This window comes from Parabacteroides sp. CH2-D42-20 (assembly GCF_003670185.1).
GTDB classification, from domain to species: Bacteria; Bacteroidota; Bacteroidia; order Bacteroidales; family Tannerellaceae; genus Parabacteroides; species Parabacteroides distasonis.
Genome location: NZ_RAYG01000010.1, coordinates 40950 through 62031, shown reverse-complemented (window position 1 = coordinate 62031; position 21082 = coordinate 40950). Strand labels below are relative to the sequence as shown.

At 46.4% G+C, this 21082-nt stretch carries 18 protein-coding genes; 1 reads left to right on the top strand and 17 read right to left on the bottom strand.

Annotated elements, in window-relative coordinates; all coding sequences use genetic code 11:
* The first annotated feature begins 94 nt into the window (after positions 1-94).
* Positions 95-1021 (top strand): magnesium transporter CorA family protein, encoded by a 927-nt coding sequence (locus D7V92_RS07440; protein ID WP_005862977.1) that lies wholly within the window; start codon positions 95-97, stop codon positions 1019-1021.
* 93 nt (positions 1022-1114) lie between these two features.
* On the opposite strand, the gene D7V92_RS07435 is transcribed toward D7V92_RS07440, so the two are convergent.
* The 17 genes from D7V92_RS07435 to rfbA form a co-directional block, all read right to left on the bottom strand.
* On the bottom strand, positions 1115-3358 hold the full coding sequence (locus D7V92_RS07435) for a GH92 family glycosyl hydrolase (RefSeq protein ID WP_121772612.1): 2244 nt from the start codon (positions 3356-3358) through the stop codon (positions 1115-1117).
* Between the two features lie 40 nt (positions 3359-3398).
* Positions 3399-5576, bottom strand: coding sequence for a family 20 glycosylhydrolase (locus D7V92_RS07430; protein ID WP_121772611.1), 2178 nt, complete (start codon positions 5574-5576; stop codon positions 3399-3401).
* A 127-nt stretch (positions 5577-5703) separates the two neighbouring features.
* Positions 5704-5949 carry an RNA-binding protein gene (locus D7V92_RS07425; RefSeq protein ID WP_005857680.1) on the bottom strand — a complete coding sequence of 82 codons (246 nt, stop codon included), beginning with the start codon at positions 5947-5949 and terminating at the stop codon, positions 5704-5706.
* A 604-nt stretch (positions 5950-6553) separates the two neighbouring features.
* The gene (gene rplT / locus D7V92_RS07415) at positions 6554-6898 is read right to left on the bottom strand and encodes a 50S ribosomal protein L20 (RefSeq protein ID WP_005857682.1); all 345 of its coding nucleotides are present in this window, start codon (positions 6896-6898) and stop codon (positions 6554-6556) included.
* A gap of 105 nt (positions 6899-7003) precedes the next feature.
* Positions 7004-7201 (bottom strand): 50S ribosomal protein L35, encoded by a 198-nt coding sequence (gene rpmI, locus D7V92_RS07410; RefSeq protein WP_005857684.1) that lies wholly within the window; start codon positions 7199-7201, stop codon positions 7004-7006.
* Positions 7202-7256: 55 nt separating this feature from the next.
* A complete protein-coding gene (gene infC, locus D7V92_RS07405; RefSeq protein ID WP_008779711.1) occupies positions 7257-7883 on the bottom strand; it encodes a translation initiation factor IF-3 in 627 nt (208 codons plus the stop codon).
* Positions 7884-7916: 33 nt separating this feature from the next.
* The gene (gene thrS / locus D7V92_RS07400; protein WP_121772610.1) at positions 7917-9872 is read right to left on the bottom strand and encodes a threonine--tRNA ligase; all 1956 of its coding nucleotides are present in this window, start codon (positions 9870-9872) and stop codon (positions 7917-7919) included.
* A 90-nt stretch (positions 9873-9962) separates the two neighbouring features.
* Positions 9963-12086: a tetratricopeptide repeat protein gene (locus D7V92_RS07395; RefSeq protein ID WP_121772609.1), complete on the bottom strand. Its 2124-nt coding sequence runs from the start codon at positions 12084-12086 to the stop codon at positions 9963-9965.
* Between the two features lie 41 nt (positions 12087-12127).
* Positions 12128-12460, bottom strand: coding sequence for an acetyl-CoA carboxylase biotin carboxyl carrier protein subunit (locus tag D7V92_RS07390; RefSeq protein WP_005857691.1), 333 nt, complete (start codon positions 12458-12460; stop codon positions 12128-12130).
* Positions 12461-12472: 12 nt separating this feature from the next.
* Positions 12473-14020, bottom strand: a complete 1548-nt coding sequence (locus D7V92_RS07385; protein ID WP_005857693.1) for an acyl-CoA carboxylase subunit beta — start codon at positions 14018-14020, stop codon at positions 12473-12475.
* Positions 14021-14040: 20 nt separating this feature from the next.
* The gene (gene def, locus D7V92_RS07380) at positions 14041-14598 is read right to left on the bottom strand and encodes a peptide deformylase (protein ID WP_005857695.1); all 558 of its coding nucleotides are present in this window, start codon (positions 14596-14598) and stop codon (positions 14041-14043) included.
* A gap of 3 nt (positions 14599-14601) precedes the next feature.
* Positions 14602-15024 (bottom strand): Holliday junction resolvase RuvX, encoded by a 423-nt coding sequence (ruvX, locus tag D7V92_RS07375; protein WP_008772415.1) that lies wholly within the window; start codon positions 15022-15024, stop codon positions 14602-14604.
* Positions 15025-15093: 69 nt separating this feature from the next.
* Entirely contained in the window at positions 15094-16491 is a 1398-nt protein-coding gene (locus tag D7V92_RS07370) for an undecaprenyl-phosphate glucose phosphotransferase (protein WP_005862993.1), read from the bottom strand.
* Between the two features lie 96 nt (positions 16492-16587).
* A complete protein-coding gene (locus D7V92_RS07365; RefSeq protein WP_008772416.1) occupies positions 16588-17733 on the bottom strand; it encodes an OmpA family protein in 1146 nt (381 codons plus the stop codon).
* Between the two features lie 107 nt (positions 17734-17840).
* A complete protein-coding gene (gene gmd, locus D7V92_RS07360; RefSeq protein WP_121772608.1) occupies positions 17841-18992 on the bottom strand; it encodes a GDP-mannose 4,6-dehydratase in 1152 nt (383 codons plus the stop codon).
* Positions 18993-19017: 25 nt separating this feature from the next.
* On the bottom strand, positions 19018-20094 hold the full coding sequence (locus D7V92_RS07355; protein WP_121772607.1) for a GDP-L-fucose synthase: 1077 nt from the start codon (positions 20092-20094) through the stop codon (positions 19018-19020).
* A 25-nt stretch (positions 20095-20119) separates the two neighbouring features.
* The gene (gene rfbA, locus D7V92_RS07350; protein ID WP_008772418.1) at positions 20120-20995 is read right to left on the bottom strand and encodes a glucose-1-phosphate thymidylyltransferase RfbA; all 876 of its coding nucleotides are present in this window, start codon (positions 20993-20995) and stop codon (positions 20120-20122) included.
* Between the last annotated feature and the right edge of the window lie 87 nt (positions 20996-21082).

Here is a 21082-nt window from a genome sequence, read left to right as displayed (position 1 = left end):
ACAGTATCCCGCTAGAAACAGAACAGAGTATGAACTAACGAGGCGGAGGGTTTCATTGATCCTCTGCTCGGATTAAACACGAAAGGAGGCAATAATGAGACAATTTCTTTATTGTGAGGCCGGTTATGTGGAGAAGAACCAATGGCTTCCTAACAGTTGGGTAAACGTAGAGTGCCCGACTCCCGAAGATCTTCAATTCTTGATGGATCGATTTAACGTACCCGAATCATTCTTGAGCGATATAGCCGATACGGACGAGCGTCCCCGTATCGAGTACGAGGGGAATTGGTTGCTTACCATCTTACGTATCCCGTTGCAGAACCAAGATCATGACATCCCGTTCAATACGGTGCCGATCGGTATCATCACGAACAATGAGATCATCGTAAGCGTATGTTACCATAAGACGGACTTGATCCCCGATTTCATCCGTTATACCCAACGGAAGGAACTCCAGATTAAAAACAAGTATGAGTTGATCCTCCGGCTGATCCACTCATCGGCCGTATGGTTCCTTAAATACCTGAAACAAATCAATTACGCCGTCACCGAGGCGGAAAAGGCGTTGGAGAAAAGCATCCGCAACGAGGATCTGCTAGCGTTGATGAAGCTGGAGAAGAGCATGGTATTCTTCAACACCTCCATCCGCGGGAATGAGGTGATGCTGGCCAAGCTCCAGAATATTTTCCAAGAGCCGGAATATATCGACAAGGATTTGGTGGAGGACGTGGAGATCGAGTTGAAGCAGGCCCATAACACGGTAAATATCTATAGCGATATTCTTACGGGTACGATGGACGCTTTCGCCTCTATCATCTCCAACAACGTGAACACGATCATGAAACGTATGACATCACTTTCCATTATCTTAATGGTTCCGACATTAATCGCTAGCTTCTACGGGATGAACGTCCCGATCTACATGGAGGATATGCCGCATGGTTTCGTGGTTATCATCTTGCTCTCGATCTTGCTATCCGCTACGGCCTTTTTTATATTCAGGAAGATCAAATGGTTTTAGGATATCAAAAAATAAACCGGACGCAGATCACCCGTGCTTGTCGGTGTCATCTGCGTCCGGTAAATATCAAATTCGGTATATCTTTATCTTGGCTTACTTATGCGTATCCTCGAGGATATAACGCAAGGTTCCGGCATTTACCAAGTCCTCTTGCGAGATGGTGTAGCCCTTTAGCTTTTTATCGCCGGCGAAAACGTCCTTGATATAGATCGCTTCCGGATTACTATGCTTAGACTCGATTACCAATTCGCCTTTAGGATAGAATTTCTTGTCGAGCTGGATCGTAACCTTATCGAAAGTCGGGGAAGTCAATACATAGTTCACGTCGCCCGGACAAGCTGGGTAGAAGCCCATCATGGAGAAAATAGCCCAAGCGGACATCGTGCCTGTATCCTCGTTACCCGGGACACCGTTCGGGGCGTTATGATAGCAATCCTTCAACAACTGACGGACCAACTTCTGAGTACGCCAAGCCTCTCCCTTGAAATAACTAAACAAATAAGGATAAGCGATATCCGGCTCGTTGGCGGGATCATAATTGCCGTCATCGAATACCTTCTGCAAATGATCGACAAATTTCTTATCGCCTCCCATCAATTTGGCCAGTCCCTTGATATCGTGAGGAACATAAAACGTATAATTCCATGCGTTGCCTTCATGGAAACCGGGACTAGGCTCGAAGTTCTCGCCTTGTTTCGGATCGAACGGAGAGTAGAAAGTGCCGTCCGGCAAGATAGGACGCAGTGTTCCAAACTCCTTGCTATAATAATGTTTGTAACCTAAAGAACGATCACGGAATAACTTGGCATCCTCTTTCTTACCCAAGGCTTGAGCGAAATTAGCCAAGTTCCAGTCGGCGATATAATATTCCAGCGCATGAGATACGGAGTTATCGTATTGCTCACGCAAAGGAACATAGCCCTTGCTGAAATAATCGTTCGCATCCGGACGAAGCAGGTTGAACTCTCCCGGGGTAGTAGCGCCTTTACGCATCGCCTCATAAGCGGTTTGCTCATCAAAGTCACGCAAGCCGCGCATCCATGCGTCTACGATATACGGGATCGAGGGATCGCCCTCCATCGTAAAGGTCTCACGTCCGTAAAGCTCCCATTTCGGTAACCAACCGTTTTCCCGGTACATATCCAGCATCGTACGGATAATATCCAATTGACGCTCCGGATAGAGCAAGGTCATCAGGGTACTTACGTTGCGGTACGTATCCCACAAGGAGAAGACCGTATAACGGTTTCCGGCGGTATGGCCTACTTTCAGGCTCTCCATCATCGGGTACTCGCCGTTCACGTCTTGCAGGATATTCGGATGGATCAGCAAATGATACATACCGGTATAGAATATCGTTTTCTCGTCTTTCGTACCTCCTTCCACTTGTACCTTGGAAAGATCCTTGTTCCACATCGTGCTAGCCGCCGTACGGACCTTGTCGAAATCGAAGCCGGGCTGCTCCGTATTCATGTTCAGGCGGGCGTTCTCGATGCTCACGTACGAGATACCCATCTTCACCTCGATAGCCTCGCCCTCGTCCGTATCGTAATCGAACCATACGCCGATGTCGTCTCCGCTCATCTCACGGGTATAACTGGTATATAACTTATACTTGCCGGAGTAGATATCCCATTCGGCCTCTACCCCCTTCATCTCACGTTGTTTCTTCCAATAACCCATCTTCTTCGGGGCCTTGTTTACCTTCATCACGAAGTAAACCGGGAATACGGCCTGTGGATTATAGCAGAACGTACCTAAAAGCTTACTCCCCTCGATCTCCGTATCATTCACGATACGTACCGTAGCACCGGTCTCGTTCGTCAAGCCCTCGCCTAGGTTCAAGAGGATATGGCTCTCCCCTTTCGGGAAGGTAAAACGGCTCAAGCCCGTACGCATGCTGGCAGTAGCCTCCGCCTTGATATTATACTTGGTCAAGGTATTGCTATAATAACCGGGGTGAGCCACCTCGTCCTTGTACTCACTGCCGTAAGCCTTATAGTCCACGTTCAACTCGCCCGTCGTCGGCATCAATAGCAAACCTCCCAGCTCCGGGCATCCCACGCCGCTCAAGCTGCCGTGGGCGAATCCCGTAAAGAATTTATTGTCTGCCGAGTAAGGAGTAGACCACCATTGACTATCCTTGTCAAAACGGTTCTTCTCCGACCCCATGACGTTGAAAGGAACCACGCTCATCATACCCTGTGGACAAACCGCGCCGGGATTCGTCGTACCGTAATTGCTCGTACCGATGAAGGGGTTCACATAATCTACCGGTTGCTGCGCCGTAGCGAACAGACTGCCACACAACAGGAAGGTCATTAACTGTTTCTTCATTTGATAAATGTATTTTAGTTGATAATTAATTGATTCATACTTACCAGATCACGATCTCATCCGTGAAGATGAAACCCTTATTTGCCTCTTTTGCCTTGATACGGATATAACGGGCTTTCCAATCGCCGTTAAACGTATATTCCTGAAAAGACAGGTCTTTATCCGTATTGGATATCGTAGTAGGGATAACTCCCTGCGAGATATAGCTCTCCCCGTCTTCCGATGTCAGCAACTCCACCTCTCCCGGTTGGTACACGCCCGGGCCGATCAATTGCATAAAGCGGGACGATACCTTATGGATATCCGTCACCTCGCCCATGTCCACCACGCAATCCAAGTCATTCAAATAACCCTGCCAACGACCGTCCAGATAAGTCAAGCCTCCCCTGTAGCCGTCCAGCAAGGCGTTCATGCCACCCGCCATATAACCGCTATACAGCTTACTATTATAATGTATAGGCTTATTGATACCCCGGTGATAATCCACCTTCTTCTCGGTAGGCGTTCCTTGAAGCTGCCCGTCACGGAAGATAGCGGCCTTGATATCAGCGGAGTCTTTCACCACGATCGGGCCGTTATAGACCCGGGAAGAGGCGGCGGGAATAGAGCCGTCTGTCGTGTAACGTATCTCCGCCGGATATTTCTCCGCATCCAACATGACCTTGATCTCTCGCCGCAAGGTATCTACCTCCATCGTGGTCTCGATCTCGTCCGAGAGCGTGAACGTATGGATACCCATCCGTTGCAGAACCGGGATATTCGCATTCATACGAGGCTTAAAATCCTCCCAACTACGATCCTCTTGCGGAGTCCATCCGATCTCGGCGACCGCCAAGGCACGAGGGAACATCATATACTCCAAATGTTTCTCATCCTTGATATACTCCGTCCATGTATTCGCCTGTACCCCTAGGATATGCTTACTTTCCTCGGCAGTTAACGAATCCACAGGCACCGGATTATAACTGTACGCCCGCTTAATCGGCGTATAACCACCGATGGCATACGGCTGTGTCTTCGGATCAGCTTGATAGAAATCGAAATACATATAACCACCCGGTGTCATAACCACGTCGTGTCCCATGCGGGCGGACTTGATTCCCCCTTCCTCGCCCCGCCAAGACATGACGGTAGCCTCCGGAGCCAAGCCCCCTTCCAGAATCTCATCCCAACCGATCAATTTGCGGCCTTTGGAAATCAGGAATTCCTCGGCACGATGAATCATATAGCTCTGCAACTCATCCACGTCCTTCATCCCGTTCCGGCGCATCAAACCTTGACATTTCGGGCAGGTCTTCCAAGCTCCCTTCCCGGCCTCGTCTCCCCCGATATGGATATATTCGGAAGGGAACAACTCGATCACCTCGGACAATACATTCTCCATGAACGTAAACGATTTCTCGTTGCCGATGCAGAAATCACCCGTCGTATAAGGTTTGCCGGCACAACTCAACTCCGGGTACGCCACGAACACCTCGTCCGAATGCCCCGGGAATTCGATTTCCGGTATTATATTAATATGCCGGGCCGTAGCGTAATCCACGATCTCACGGATATCTTCTTTCGTAAAATAACCGCCATATGCCCCCGGAGTTCCTTCCGGCAGATACTTGCGATCCTTTCCATCCCACCATTTCTGCCAATCAGATTCCGTACGGAAAGCCACGTCCGTAGTCAGTTTCGGATATTTATCCATCTGGATACGCCAACCACCGGCATCCGTCAAATGCATATGAAGCGTATTCAATTTATAATAAGACATGACGTTCAATAACTTCATCACCTCCTCTTTCGGGAAGAAATGACGGGAGACATCCAGATGCAAGCCACGATACGGGAAACGGGGATTATCTTGGATCGATACGCAAGGAATCCCTTTCGACGTATACAGCTGACGCAACGTTTGTTCCCCGTAAAACAATCCGGATTTAGAGGCGGCTCTCAACTCGATCCCCTTCTCGGTCACGTCCAACGCATATCCTTCCGGATTCCCGCCATTAAAAGACTCATCGACCACGTAACGGATCGTACCCGATTGATCATTCCCGAATATGAGATTACTATCTACTTTGAAATAACCGCCAGTCACCTCGATATGGGCCGGCTTAGGGATTAAATTCACCTGCGGAACCTCCTTGGGAGCACAGGAAAAAAGTAGTGAGGAACAAGCGAGAGCAAGTCCGGTTACTTTCATGCAAGACCGTTTTGGCAACGTCATAATACTTATTTTTTAGTTGTGTTATTCTTGGTGCGTAAATATACAACAATAATAGACAATATCAAAAAAGCGGAAAGACTATCGTCTCCCCGCTTCAGAGTTATTTTAAGATGTATATCTTCTAAAATTAACGTCTAGGAATTGCTTCTTTTACAACCATCTGACGACCTTCGTACTCAGCTTGGTTTAATTCCTCGATAGCTTTTTGAGCCTCATCAACGTTAGGCATTTCAGCGAAAGCGAAACCCTTAGAACGTCTAGTATCACGATCAACAATTAACTTTACTGAATCAACAATACCATACTCTTCTAATACTTGTTGCAAATCAGATTCTCTTACTCGATAACTCAAGTTTCCAATGTAAATATTCATACGAAAAAAATTAAAAATAAATTAATAATAAAACAAGTGATGTTAGTGAAGATCGATTTCTAGAAGAATATATTATCATTACTGAGAATAGAAACTCGAAGATAAAGAGCAAGACAAACTATCTTTTGTTTGTTGCTACAAAGGAAAGCATTCTTTTTGGATTACCAACTATAAAACCTAATTTATTTTCAAAATAATTCACTTTATCTTCAGAAGACTACTTATATGAGCTAACGAGACTATCTGCGTGAACCGCATAAAAAAGAAGAGAATCTAATTAAAGATCCTCTTCCCTATTTGAAAAAGCCGCACTGTAGATATGAACAAACTCCGTATGACAGGATTTGAGTGCTTTGCCACCTTTGTAATCCGCCGTGCTAAGCATACCCCGAAGGGTGCGGCCCGCCATTGGCGACAAGAGCTATGTCTCGGAATTAAAATAAACTGATGAGTTTCCCAATCGAACAAGTGCGGCTTAACTCATTCCCTGTTTATCTTTTTCTTGTTACAAAGATATGTAATCGTATCGACATAACCAAACAAAAACAACAAAAAAAGAGCCTCCTTTTCGGGGAGGCTCTTTATTAACTATATAGCAAAAATCTTATTTTACTTTAGCTACGATAGCCTTGAATGCTTCCGGATGGTTAACGGCCAAGTCTGCCAAAACCTTACGGTTGATCTCGATACCGGCAGCGTGCAAAGCACCCATTAGGCGAGAGTAAGACAAACCTTCCATACGAGCGGCAGCGTTGATACGCTGAATCCACAAAGCACGGAAATTACGTTTCTTGTTACGACGGTCGCGGAAAGCATAAGTCAAACCTTTTTCCCATGTATTCTTCGCTACGGTCCAAACGTTCTTACGTGCACCATAATAACCACGGGTTAGTTTTAAAATCCGTTTTCTTTTTGCTCTTGAAGCAACATGATTTACTGATCTAGGCATAATTCTAATCTGTTTTGAATGTTAGCGTCATCTCGTAGGATGAACTTGATTGCTAATGCATTCGGTTAATAAAAATCGTTATAAAACTCGCTTAATGAATAAAGATTACTTCATGCAAAGCATCTGCTTTACGTTGCTTACGTCAACACTAGCTACCAAACCCGTGTGAGTAAGATTTCTCTTTTGCTTCTTAGTCTTCTTTGTTAAGATATGACTCTTAAAAGCGTGTTTTCTTTTGATCTTTCCTGATCCGGTAAGGGCGAACCTCTTTTTGGCACCGGAATTAGTCTTCATCTTAGGCATTTTCCAATTATATTTTAATTATTAAACTTAACCTCCCTTCTATCAGGGACGGATTTTATTCTTCTGTTTTCTTATCACCCTCACTTTTAGGCTTAGGTGTCGTAATCACTTTCTTTACAACTTTCGGAGCTGCGGCCGCAGCCGGGGCTGAACCAGTGCCCGCTTTCTTCGGAGTAAGCATGATAATCATACGTTTTCCCTCCAGAACCGGCAACTGCTCTACTTTTCCATAGTCCTCCAAATCGTTGGCAAAACGAAGCAGCAAGACTTCTCCCTGTTCCTTGAAAAGGATAGAACGGCCTTTAAAGAACACGTAGGCTTTGACCTTCGAACCTTCCTCCAAAAATCCCTTAGCGTGCTTCAATTTAAAATTGTAATCATGATCATCTGTTTGAGGCCCGAAACGAATCTCCTTCACGACCACTTTCACAGATTTCGCTTTTTGCTCTTTCTGACGCTTTTTTTGCTGATAGAGGAATTTTTGGTAGTCGATTACTCTACAAACGGGGGGCGCAGCATTTGGTGAAATCTCGACTAGATCCATCCCCTGCTCTTCCGCTATTTTCAGCGCTTGAGCGATCGGATAAACACCCGTCTCAATATTGTCACCTACTAAACGAACTTCACGAACACGAATACGTTCGTTGATTCTATACTGTTCTTTCAGATTGTCATTCTTCATTCAAAAAGATTTATTCTCCTCGTTATTAGTTATTTAATCATTACTTTTTTGCCAGCGATTCATCATTTCCTCTACCTCGCCATTCAAAAGCGCTGCAAAGGTAGCAATTTTCATCGAACCTTTATCACCTTCGCCCTGTTTTCTTACAGAAACTTCACTATTTTCTGCTTCTTTTTCTCCAACGATGAGCATATAAGGGATTCTTTTCAATTCATTGTCACGAATTTTACGACCGATCTTCTCATTTCGGTCATCTACGATAGCACGGATTTCCTGATTACCCAACTCACGCGCGATTTGCCAAGCGTAATCATTAAACTTCTCGCTGATCGGCATGATACATACCTGCTCCGGAGTCAACCACAACGGGAACTTTCCGGCGGTGTGCTCGATCAATACGGCAACGAACCGTTCCATGGAACCGAACGGCGCACGGTGGATCATAACCGGACGGTGCTTCTGGTTGTCGGCACCCGTATATTCCAATTGGAAACGTTCCGGTAAGTTATAGTCTACCTGAATCGTACCTAACTGCCAACGGCGGCCGATAGCGTCTTTCACCATGAAGTCGAGTTTCGGACCGTAGAAAGCGGCCTCTCCATATTCGATCTTAGCTTTCAAGCCTTTTTCCTCACAAGCCTCTACAATCGCTTGCTCAGCCTTCTCCCAATTCTCGTCGCTACCGATATATTTCTCACGGTTCACCTTGTCACGCAAGGAGATCTGAGCCTCGAAGTTCTCGAAATTCATCGTCTTGAATACGATCGAGATGATGTCCATCACGTTCAAGAATTCCTGCTTTACTTGATCGGGGCGGCAGAAAATATGAGCATCATCCTGTGTAAAGCTACGTACACGGGTCAATCCGTGCAACTCTCCGCTCTGCTCATACCGGCAAACCGTACCGAACTCAGCGAGACGCAACGGCAGGTCCTTATACGAACGAGGAGAGTTTTTATAGATCATACAGTGATGAGGACAGTTCATCGGTTTCAAGAAGTATTCCTCACCCTCCTCAGGTGTATGGATCGGTTGGAAAGAATCCTTTCCGTATTTAGCGTAGTGGCCGGAGGTAATATACAATAATTTATTACCGATCGGCGGACACATTACCTCTTGATAATTATAACGAGCTTGGATACGACGCAAGAACTCTTGCAGACGCAAACGCAAGGCGCTACCTTTCGGCAACCACATCGGTAAGCCCTTACCTACCGTATCGGAGAACATGAACAAGTCCATTTCCTTACCGATCTTACGGTGGTCACGTTTCTTGGCCTCCTCCAACAATGTCAGATACTCATCCAACATCTTCTTTTTCGGGAAAGTGATACCATACAAACGAACCAATTGCTTGCGTTTCTCATCGCCACGCCAATAAGCGCCGGCTACGCTCAATATCTTGACAGCTTTCAGATAAGAGGTATTCGGTAAGTGCGGCCCTCTACACAAGTCCGTAAAAGAACCCTGTGTATAGGTAGTGATCGTACCGTCTTCCAACTCACTGATAAGCTCTGTTTTATACTCTTCACCTCTATCGCCGAACATCTTCATGGCATCCGCCTTGGTAATGTCCTGACGTTTGATCTCTTCTTTCTTGGCTACCAGCTCAAGCATCTTAGCCTCGATAGCAGCGAAATCACCCTCTTTGATCACGGCCTCGCCCGGATCCACGTCATAATAGAAACCGTTCTCGATCGCCGGACCTATACCGAATTTAATACCCGGATATAATTCCTGCAAAGCCTCTGCCATAAGGTGAGCGCTGGAATGCCAGAACGCATGTTTACCTTCCTCGTCTTCCCACTTCAAAAGTTTCACCGTAGCGTCGTCGTTGATAGGACGGCTTAAGTCCCAAACCTCCCCATTCACGCTTGCGGCTAGGACTTCCTGTGCCAAACGAGAACTAATGCTTTCCGCTATCTGCATAGCAGTCGTTCCCTTTGCATATTCTCTTACGGAATTGTCCGGAAATGTAATCTTTATCATATTCTATTCTCTAAAATTCTTTATATTCAGCCCACAAAGTTAATATTTCTTTTCTATCAGCGAAACATTTAACTCGAATAATTTGCGTTATCACCGGCTTGTCATTCGCTTGATGATACTATAGGCGTTGTAGATACCCAATTCCCCTGCCTTGCTCAAGTCGGCGATGCCCCGGTTCACGTCACCTTGCGACAGACGGGCTAACCCACGGTTGTAGTAAGCCTCGGCAAATTCAGGGTCCCGCTCGATCGCCTCGTTGTAATCAACGATAGCGGCACGGAAATCACGCTGGGCGCAACGCAGATTCGCACGGTTAAAGTAAGCGTACACAAAACCCGGGTTCAGCTTGATCACCATATCGTAATCCCTCATGATCTGCTCATGCTCATAGGCTCGCTTATTATCCTTCAGCATAGCGCTCCGGAGGTCCACCGAGGTGTTGGCGTTTACCTGCGGCTGTGCGGACTTACCAATATTCAAGTTCATTCCCGAGCCACTCAAGTCGTACGTATCCTTGCTAGCCTGCTGGGATTGGGTGTACATCAATTGCTTATAACGTTCCACGGCACGATTGAAATAAGCCATCGTGAACGACGGGTCTCGCTCGATCGCTTCCGAGAAATTCTTGATCGCCTCCGAGAAATCCTGCACCAACATGAAGTCCATCGCACGGCCAAAATAAGCGTTAGCGTTGTTCGGATCACGCTCGATCTCCGCCGAATACTCGTCGATGGAGGCGAAATGCACGGCGATTTGGTCCTCAGTCAAAGCGGCCTCCTCGTTCGTGATACGCAATTTACGCTTCAAGACCATCTGGCCATTGTAATCCTCCACCATCTTGTCGTAATAAACAAGTTTCTTTACGGGATCCGCCTTCTCGTAATAGGTCAAGACAAACTGGGGTTCCAGATCCACATGGACATTCCGGTCTTGTACACGCCCACGGACCTCACTTTGGTATTTACTTTTACGCTCCTGCTCCTTATCGTATACCACCAAGCGGTTGAACTTATTGATATTCTTATCGGATTGCTCACGAGTATTCTCCTCCGAATCGTCCGCCTTGGCATCTCCGTTCACCGCCGTATTGGAGCCAGAAGACGATGTCTTCGGGAGCTGTCCGTTCTTGGCCTGCTCCTCCATCTTTATGGCTGCCCAATAATCACGGTCTGCCCCCACGTTATCCCCCAGCTTACGCTTTGCTTCCGAACGGCTCACAAAGCCCGGCAGGAAAGTAGGATATTGCTTCAAGACCACGTCGTAATCCTGCACGGCCCCCCGGTAGTCGCCCGTCTCGAAACGGAGCAACGCACGGTTGTAATAAGCCATATAGTTATCTGGCTCTTGCTGGATAACGACATCAAAGTCCTCGATAGCCCGGTTATTATCCCCGACTTGGAACCGAAGCAAACCTCGGTTGAACCGTGCGATCAAGTTCCGGCTATCCATGCTGATCACCTGATCGTAATCGGCCATCGCACCTCTCAAGTCATTCATCTGATAACGAACTAGCCCCCGGTTAATATAATATCCGCTCTCACGGGTATCCAGACGTAGAGCCTCGTTCAAATCGGCCAAAGCGTCCTTGTAATCATCCATTTGATAATGAAGGATCGCACGATTGCCATACGCCGGCGCATAATAAGGATCCATCTCGATCGCCTTATTATAATCGGCCAAGGCTTTCAACGTATCCCCTTTCTCCAGATACATAGCGCCCCGTGTCATATAATTCATGGAATATTTCGGATGGGCGGTCATTAAATCATCAAATGTCTTCTCCGCCCCGTTGTAGTCTTTTTTCTGGATAAAAGCCACCGCCATATTCACCAGCATCTGCCGGTCCTCGGGTTTGAACTCAAGTCCTTTCTGGTAATCGTCGATCGCCTCGTCGTATTTCTCCTGACTTTGACGGGCGATGCCGCGAGCGTAATACGCTTGTGTTAAAAAAGGGTTCCGCTGAAGACATAAAGTACAGTCTTCCTCGGCCCCCTTAAAATCGTCCAAATTTATCTTCGCCACCGCACGGTAAAAATAGGGTTCCGCCAACCAAGGTTTGGATTTAATAACTTGATTGAAGTACTGAATGGAAAGAACATAATCCTCAAAATAAAGGGCGTTCCTGCCAATGGCCAATACACGGTCCGTATTAATCTGCGCAAAAAGCGAAATCGTAAATATCTGTAATATCAAAAAGAGTGTTGCCTTCTTCATCCTATTAAAAATGATTGAGAGGCAAAAATAAGTAAATTATCTTACTTAGACTCTATTTTTACCATTAAATGATTCTTCGTTATCTTATCGCCCTCTTTTACATTGAGCTCGACAACGACTCCCGATATGGGAGCGACCACCCGGTTCTGCATTTTCATCGCCTCATGGATTAGCAGAAGTTGCCCGGCCTCCACAGCCTGTCCTTCTTCTACCATAATCTTGATAATCGTTCCGGGAAGATGAGAAACCACGTCACCAGCCGACGGCTTATGCCACATCGGTCGGCTCTTATACTTCGCTGTCAGCAACGTCTTATATTTACGTGCCGTCACCACAAAGTCTACATATTCTTCTTGCTGGTGTTTCTTTTCCATACTCTCATCAATTTAGAACGGAGGCAAACCGTGCTTCTTGGCCGGTCTGTATTCCTCTTTTAGAATGGAAAGCTTCAGTGCGTGTAGCAATAATGAACGGGTTTCTTTCGGTTCGATCACAGAGTCGATAAATCCCTTGGAAGCCGCCACGTACGGGTTCGCGAATTTCTCGATATATTCTTTCACCTTCTCCTGACGCATAGCGTTCTGATCTTCCGCCTCCATGATCTCCTTGCGGAATATGATGTTAGCTGCGCCTTCCGGACCCATAACAGCGATCTCCGCGCTCGGCCAAGCGAACATGAAGTCAGCGCCCAAGTGACGGGAGTTCATAGCTATATAACCTCCACCGTACGCCTTGCGCAAGATAACCGTGATCTTAGGAACAGTAGCTTCCGAATACGCATACAGAACCTTAGCCCCATGACGAATCACACCCGCATGCTCTTGATCTACGCCCGGCAGATAACCCGGCATATCCTCCAACGTGATGATAGGAATATTGAATGAGTCGCAGAAACGGATGAAACGAGCGGCCTTGTCAGCGCTATCACAATCAAGCACGCCAGCCAGAACCATCGGTTGATTGGCAACGAAACCTACCGTTTCTCCTGCCATACGGCCAAAACCGATCACAATATTAGCGGCCCACAACTCTTGAATCTCCAAGAAGTCCGAGTCATCGACGATACATCTGATAACGTCTCGCACATCATACGGTTGTTTCGGGTCCGCCGGAACTACTTGCTCGATATTCAGCATAGCGGACGGCTCTTTCGGCTCAACCACTTTCGCACGCTCCTGATTATTCCAAGGGATGAAGCTAACCAAACGTTTCACCTGATCGAAACATTCTTGCTCGCTCAAGGCATAGAAATGAGCGTTACCTGTAGTCTCCGCATGAACACGTGCGCCACCAAGGTCTTCCATAGAGATATCCTCACCCAGCACGGTCTTGATAACGTTCGGTCCCGTGATAAACATCTTAGAGATGTTCTCAACCACAAACACGAAGTCCGTCAACGCCGGAGAATAAACGGCACCACCGGCACAAGGACCGAGGATCAAGGAAATCTGAGGGATCACGCCCGAGGCGATCGTATTGCGATAGAATATTTCACCATAACCAGCCAAAGCACCAACACCTTCTTGGATACGTGCGCCACCCGAGTCATTGATTCCGATGATCGGACATTTCATCTTCAACGCATGGTCCATGATCTTGGTGATCTTACGAGCATGCTGCAAACCTAACGAACCACCGGCAACCGTAAAGTCCTGCGCATAGATGCAAACCGGGGCACCAAAGATCGTACCCGTACCGGTAACCACACCATCACCCGGCAGAACCTTCTTCTCCATACCGAAATCACGGCCATCGTGTTTCACGAACATGTCATACTCATGGAAAGAGTTCTTATCCAACAAAGCCAAGATACGCTCCCGGGCAGTAAGCTTACCCATCGCCACTTGCTTTTCGATAGCAGCCTCACCACCGCCCATCTCGATAACGGCTTTCTTTTCCCTGAGGGCCTCAATGTTTTTACTTAAATCTGTCATATTGATTATTTATAGATTTATTATTTACCAACGGCTTTTGCCCGGTAAGAGCAACGAACCGTCCCTTTAATAATACTATTTAATTTGCCTTTGTTCAATTGACGGCGAATAGCGGAGACATTGTCGATAAAGACATGCCCCGTCAGATGCTCGCACTCATGCTGCACGATACGGGCGGCGAAACCTTCCACCACTTCCTCGTGCTCCTCCCAATTCTCATCCCAATATCTCACACGAACCGTTTTCGAGCGAGACACTTTCTCGTGTATACCCGGCAGGCTCAAGCAGCCTTCCTCCATAGCTATTTCCTCCTCGCTACGTTCCAAGAACTCGGGATTAATCAACGCACGCTTGAAACCCTTGCATTCAGGGAAGTCATCTCCCATCACATCACCGTCTATAACCACCAAACGGATAGACAAGCCCACCTGAGGAGCGGCAAGTCCTACCCCATCGGCATTATACATCGTTTCAAACATATTGGCAACCAACTGTTTCAAGTCGGGATAATCTTTAGGTACATCCTCAGCCTCTTTTCTTAGTACGGGCTGACCATATAAAAATACGGGTAAAATCATAAGTTATAACTGATATTTTTTACTTTCTAAATAAGCTTGCAAAATAATAACGGCGCTAATCTCATCGACCAATCCTTTATCTTGCCGTTTCTTTTTCTTTAAACCGCCTTCCAACATGGCCTTATGAGCTAAGACCGACGTGAACCGCTCGTCGTAATAAGTTACCGGGATACTTGGTATCGTCCTTTTCAGATGGGTCACGAACGCCTCCACATACTTCATGTTCTCAGAAGGCTCATTGTTCATTTGCTTCGGAAGCCCGACCACAAATAAATCCACCGGTTCCCGCGATATGTAATCCGACAGGTATTTCACAACCTCTCCACTTGGGACTGTCGCCACGCCGTTAGCGATCATTTGTAAAATATCCGTAGCGGCTATCCCCGTACGTTTCCGGCCGTAATCTATTGCAATTATTCTTCCCATCGAGCGCGAATATAGCATAAATATAAATACAGATTACACAAATCCGCAAAAAGTGTGCAACAAATCGGATTAATACGCATTCTTCTCTCCCTTGAACATATTCAGTACCGTAACCACAATAATCTTTAAATCAAGGAAAAACGTCCAATTCTCTATATACCACACATCTCTCTTCACACGTCCTTCCATCTGCTCCAGCGTCTTGGTCTCACCCCGGTAACCGGTGACTTGCGCCCACCCCGTTACTCCCGGTTTCACCAAATGCCGCACCATATACTTATCGATCAACGCCGAGTACTGCTCGGTATGCTTCAACATATGCGGACGAGGGCCTACCACGGACATATCGCCCAGCAAGACGTTCACGAACTGAGGGAACTCATCCAGATTCGTCCGGCGCAAGAAATCGCCGATCCGGGTCTTCCGAGGATCGTTCTTAACGGCCTGCAAGGTATCAGCCTGCGCATTCACCTTCATCGTACGAAATTTGAAACATTCGAAGTCATGCCCATACAATCCCGTACGTTTCTGCTTAAACAAGATCGGGCCGGGTGAGCTTAACTTGATCATTATACCGACCACGATGTACAGGATCGGATAAATCGTGAGCAAAATCACCAAAGAGAAAAATATATCGAACGTCCGTTTCAAGAACCGGTTATAGGCGGATTGCAAAGGCTCCCGGCGGACCGTCAGCAATGGGATCGATTCCATCACCTCCATCACCATACTCTTCTTTACATCCCGGTAAAACTCGGGCACGATATAGAAACGCACCATCTTCTTCTCGGCGAAATTCAGAAGCCGTACGATCTTTCCGTTGTTCGTACCCGGCAAGGTACAATAAATCTCATCGATATCATGCTCCAGCACATACGCTTCCACCTCACTCGTCTTACCCAAATAATTAGGTAAAACGTCTTTCAACGAGTCATTGTCATCAAAGAACCCCTTTACACTAAACCCATAGCTCAAATCATCTTTCATAACTTGGTAAAGCTCCATACCATTCTTTCCCGCACCCACAATCACCACCTTCTTAAAGTTATAGCCTTTTCGCCTATAAAACTTTAAGGATAAGCGCACAAAAACCCGCCAAAGCGAAAACAAGATGATAGAAACCCCGTAATAGACCAAGAGGAAGGTAGCCAGAATATCCCCTACATTCAAGAAGATCAAGCAAGTAGCGAATAAAAAGATAAGTACGGTAACCAATCCGAACGCCCGTTGCACAATCTTGTCGATAAACACGACCGCCTGATGCAATTGAATCGGGATAAAATATAAAGAGAAGAAATAACAGAAATTCAATAACAAAATAACCTCTCTCAAATTATAGGATATCGCTTCCGTGTATTTCGGGCCAAGCAGATGAAAAACGGCCATAAACAAGAGATTCAATACGATCAAATCTCCTACACCAATCAGCCATTGGATTAAATAACCATGTTTTTTGTTCAATATCATAGCAATTCGATAAATTCTCACAAAAGTAAGTATTTTTCGGCGCAAAAAAAAGGCCGCACTTAGAAGTACGGCCTTTTTAAAGTATTAATTCGTAAATTAATTATTAGCGCTCATAATTACTACACGGTTCCAGCTATTTTCGCCATAAGGTTGTTCGTCCGAACCTCTCCACTCGATAGTGATCTGGCTAGAAGAGATACCGTATTTATCGATAAGTTCCTTAGCGACCGCTCTAGCACGTTTCTCAGAAAGACCCATGTTATAATCAGAAGTACCCGTCTTCTTGTCAGCGTAACCAACTACCTTGATCGGAGCGTTGTTGTTCTTCATGAACTCAGCTGTGTTATAGATATTGATCTGCTGGTTCTTGTCGATCTTAGCGCTGTTGATGCGGAAATAAACCACATTGTCAACGTAGTTATTTACAACTTCAGTAACTGTCTCTTGGCACTCAGGGCAAGAAACCGGACGTTTGCTCAACTCATCGTTAGCAGCACGCAAAGAGTTGATCTGGCCGTTCAAGTCGTTCAACAAAGCGTAATCCATCGGCTCCAATACCTCGAAGTCAGTCTTACCCAATTTGAATGTCAAACCAGCGCTCAACTGAACGATACCATCTGTCAGGTGATTCATCTCGACACGGTTAAACTGCTCGTTCAACAAAGAACCTTGGATCTCAACATTCAAATCAACACGTTTGCTCAAACGGAAAGCGGTTAAGATACCAGCGTTCAACGTAGGAGACTCCGTTCTTGGACGATCATAAGACTCTGTAGTCTTGAAACGCTGCGCATAACCAAAACCGACCCAAGGAATCAAGCGGAACACTTTAGATTCTCTGTAAGGAGCCCAGAAGTTAGTAACATCCCACAACAAATCTACGTGAGCGGCTACATATTTATTATGTTGCATAAACTGTGCGCCATCACCTTCAAAACCGTGGATAATACCACCATTTAACTGGGTACGGAATCCTAAATACGGATTAAACCACTTACCAAAAGATACTTGTGGAGCGAAGTTTAAACGATTCTTGAAATCAGCCTCTCCATTTTGGTCCCCTAACAATACGCTGGCTCCACCCGCAATTGAAATAAACCAATTGTCGCGAGCTTTATTCTTCTTGAAATTAGTCTTATAACCAGCCTCATTGCTGAACCCCACCTGCGGTTGATATTCCTGTGCTGTCACAGAGAATACAAAACCTGATAACAAAGCTAAAAGTAAAACCTTAGTCTTCATATTTTCAACATTTTAATTAAACAATCAATTACCTAATATCTTAAAATTGGCACAAAATTAACTCTTTTTGTAATTACAACAAATAAAATCTTCAAATTGTTTTGAACTCACTCGAAATAGTTCAAAATTTTATAGCCCCCCTCTTTCAGATAAGACTCCTTCTTCATTAGTTTTATATCGTTCTTCATCATATCCTCAATTAAAGCCACTAATGAATACTCCGGTTCCCACCCTAAACGAGTACGTGCCTTCGTAGCGTCACCGATCAGCAACTCTACTTCCGTAGGGCGGAAATACTGCGGATCTACTCCTACAACTTCCTCACCCACACGTTTCTTAAAGTTTTCCAGATAGGCATCACCAACCTTCTTGACGAACAATCCCTCGTCTATCGACTCTATGATAGCGACCTCGTCTATCCCTTCTCCTTTAAAGTGGATTCCCACGCCAATTTCCTCAAAAGCCATACGGATAAAGTCCCGAATCGTGGTAGTAATCCCGGTAGCTATGACATAATCCGAGGGTTCATCTTGTTGCAAAATAGCGTACATGGCACGCACGTAATCTTTTGCGTGTCCCCAATCCCGTTTGGAGGAAAGATTACCCATATAAACCTTTTTTTGCATACCCAAAACGATACGTGAAACCGCCCGGGTTACCTTACGGGTCACGAATGTCTCTCCCCTTAACGGAGACTCGTGATTAAACAAGATGCCATTGGAAGCGTGCATATGATAGGCCTCCCTGTAATTCACCGTAATCCAGTAACCGTATAGTTTTGCTACCGCATAAGGGCTTCTCGGATAGAAAGGAGTAGTCTCCCTCTGCGGCACCTCTTGCACCAAGCCATACAGTTCAGATGTAGATGCCTGATAAATACGCGTCTTCGGGATCAAGTTCAGCAAACGGACCGCCTCTAGGATACGCAATACGCCCAAACCATCCGCATTCGCAGTATATTCGGGAGTGTCGAAACTTACTTTTACATGGCTCATGGCGGCCAGATTATAGATCTCGTCCGGTTGAACCTCGCCAATGATACGTGTAAGATTCAAACTATCCGTTAAATCGCCATAATGCAGAATCAAATTACGGTTTTCCACATGCGGGTCTTGATACAAATGATCGATACGGTCCGTATTGAACATGGAAGAACGACGCTTGATACCATGTACCGTATATCCTTTCTTAATCAAGAACTCAGTAAGATAAGCCCCATCCTGTCCCGTAATACCCGTTATTAACGCTACTTTGCCCATTTCTCTAATTTTCAATTTTCAATTCTCATTTTTCAATTTCCAAGTACCATTCATAGAGTCGCTTCACGCCCTCCTCGATCTCGATCGTATGGCGCCAACCCAAGGCATGCAACTTGCTTACATCCGTCAGCTTACGAAGCGTACCGTCCGGCTTGGACGAGTTAAACCTCAACTCGCCCTCGAACCCGATCTCTCGCCGGATCAGTTCGGCGACCTCACGGATCGAAAGCTCGATACCCGTACCTATATTAATATGTGTATTCCGGACCTCGCCCTCCTTCTGGCGGACATCCTCGAAATCCACGTGTTCCATGATATAAACAGAAGCGTCGGCCATCTCCTCGCTCCATAAAAACTCACGAAGCGGCTTGCCGGTTCCCCACAGCTCCACCTCGCCCGGACGGATACCCTGTTTATCCAATACGGAGAGTATCTCCGGCTCGGAGGCCTTCCCAGACACGCCCTCTACCGGACGAATGTCCATATCCTTACGCAAGGCCTCCCAATCTCCCATATGCAGGCATTTCGCCAGATGGATCTTACGGATCATGGCTGGCAACACATGCGAGGTCTCCAGATTGAAATTATCATTCGGCCCGTAGAGGTTCGTAGGCATCACGGCGATATAGTTCGTACCGTATTGCAGGTTGTAACTCTCGCACATCTTGATACCCGCTATCTTGGCGATCGCATAAGGCTCGTTGGAATATTCCAAGGGAGATGTCAGCAAGCAATCCTCCGGCATCGGCTGCGGAGCCTCACGGGGATAGATGCAGGTGCTTCCCAAGAATAATAATTTCTTTACATTGTTTTTCCAAGAGGCATGAATGACATTATTCTGGATCATCAAATTATTGTAGATAAAATCGGCACGGTACAGACTGTTCGCCATGATACCGCCGACGTGCGCCGCCGACAAGAACACATAGTCCGGCCGTTCAGCGGCAAAAAACTCGTTCACAGCGGCTTGATCCGTCAGATCCAGTTCCGCATGCGTACGAAGCAGGAAGTTCGTATACCCTTTGCTACGCAAATTATTCAGAATGGCGGAGCCTACCAAGCCCCGGTGACCGGCAACAAATATTTTACTGTCTTTTTCCATCGATATCTCGTATTCTGAACTACTTCTACTTATTAATCAACCTCATCAAATACTGGCCGTACTGATTCTTAATCATCGGCAAAGCCACTTGCTCAAGTCGCTTCTCATCAATCCATCCTTGCTTGAAAGCGATCTCCTCCAGACAAGCCACCTTCAGTCCCTGTCTCTTCTCGATCACCTCCACGAAAGTAGATGCCTCAGACAACGAGTCGTGAGTCCCGGTATCCAACCAAGCGAATCCACGTCCCAATAGCTGCACTTTCAACTCCCCATCCTTCAAGAACCACTGGTTCACGGTAGTGATCTCCAGCTCTCCACGGGCGGATGGCTTGATATTCTTGGCCACGCCCACCACCTTGTTCGGATAGAAATACAATCCTACCACGGCGTAATTCGACTTCGGTTCCTTCGGTTTTTCCTCGATACTGAGGACGTTCCCATCCGCATCGAACTCGGCCACGCCATAGCGTTCCGGATCGTTTACGTAGTAACCGAACACGGTCGCTTTTTGTTCGTTCTCCGCCTTGTCAACGGCCTCTTTTAACATACGGGTAAAGCTCTGTCCGTAAAAGATATTATCGCCAAGTACCAAGCAAACGGAGTCATCGCCGATAAAACGCTCTCCAATGATGAAAGCTTGCGCCAATCCGTCCGGCGAAGGCTGCTCGGCATATTCAAAACGAACGCCATAATCGGAGCCATCGCCCAGTAAACGACGAAAGCCCGGCAAATCCTGAGGGGTCGATATAATAAGAATCTCCCGTATCCCCGCCAACATGAGCACGGATACCGGATAAAAAATCATCGGCTTATCATAAATAGGTAGAAGTTGCTTGGAAACTCCTTTAGTGATCGGATACAAGCGGGTACCCGATCCACCGGCTAAAACTATACCTTTCATATTCTTTCCATTTTGTTCGACAATACTCGCTTAGGATCGATTCCACACCGTCCCTAAAACTATACAAAGTTAAACAAATAATAATAG

Bases quoted from the DNA above. Each gene is read 5' to 3' on its own strand.
- D7V92_RS07355 (WP_121772607.1), bottom strand. From the start codon at position 20,094: ATGGAAAAAGACAGTAAAATATTTGTTGCCGGTCACCGGGGCTTGGTA.
- gmd (WP_121772608.1), bottom strand. From the start codon at position 18,992: ATGGGCAAAGTAGCGTTAATAACGGGTATTACGGGACAGGATGGGGCT.
- rpmI (WP_005857684.1), bottom strand. From the start codon at position 7,201: ATGCCTAAGATGAAGACTAATTCCGGTGCCAAAAAGAGGTTCGCCCTT.
- D7V92_RS07425 (WP_005857680.1), bottom strand. From the start codon at position 5,949: ATGAATATTTACATTGGAAACTTGAGTTATCGAGTAAGAGAATCTGAT.
- D7V92_RS07430 (WP_121772611.1), bottom strand. From the start codon at position 5,576: ATGACGTTGCCAAAACGGTCTTGCATGAAAGTAACCGGACTTGCTCTC.
- D7V92_RS07395 (WP_121772609.1), bottom strand. From the start codon at position 12,086: ATGAAGAAGGCAACACTCTTTTTGATATTACAGATATTTACGATTTCG.
- D7V92_RS07365 (WP_008772416.1), bottom strand. From the start codon at position 17,733: ATGAAGACTAAGGTTTTACTTTTAGCTTTGTTATCAGGTTTTGTATTC.
- thrS (WP_121772610.1), bottom strand. From the start codon at position 9,872: ATGATAAAGATTACATTTCCGGACAATTCCGTAAGAGAATATGCAAAG.
- def (WP_005857695.1), bottom strand. From the start codon at position 14,598: ATGATTTTACCCGTATTTTTATATGGTCAGCCCGTACTAAGAAAAGAG.
- rplT (WP_005857682.1), bottom strand. From the start codon at position 6,898: ATGCCTAGATCAGTAAATCATGTTGCTTCAAGAGCAAAAAGAAAACGG.
- D7V92_RS07370 (WP_005862993.1), bottom strand. From the start codon at position 16,491: ATGATATTGAACAAAAAACATGGTTATTTAATCCAATGGCTGATTGGT.
- D7V92_RS07385 (WP_005857693.1), bottom strand. From the start codon at position 14,020: ATGACAGATTTAAGTAAAAACATTGAGGCCCTCAGGGAAAAGAAAGCC.
- D7V92_RS07440 (WP_005862977.1), top strand. From the start codon at position 95: ATGAGACAATTTCTTTATTGTGAGGCCGGTTATGTGGAGAAGAACCAA.
- rfbA (WP_008772418.1), bottom strand. From the start codon at position 20,995: ATGAAAGGTATAGTTTTAGCCGGTGGATCGGGTACCCGCTTGTATCCG.
- ruvX (WP_008772415.1), bottom strand. From the start codon at position 15,024: ATGGGAAGAATAATTGCAATAGATTACGGCCGGAAACGTACGGGGATA.
- D7V92_RS07390 (WP_005857691.1), bottom strand. From the start codon at position 12,460: ATGGAAAAGAAACACCAGCAAGAAGAATATGTAGACTTTGTGGTGACG.
- D7V92_RS07435 (WP_121772612.1), bottom strand. From the start codon at position 3,358: ATGAAGAAACAGTTAATGACCTTCCTGTTGTGTGGCAGTCTGTTCGCT.
- infC (WP_008779711.1), bottom strand. From the start codon at position 7,883: ATGAAGAATGACAATCTGAAAGAACAGTATAGAATCAACGAACGTATT.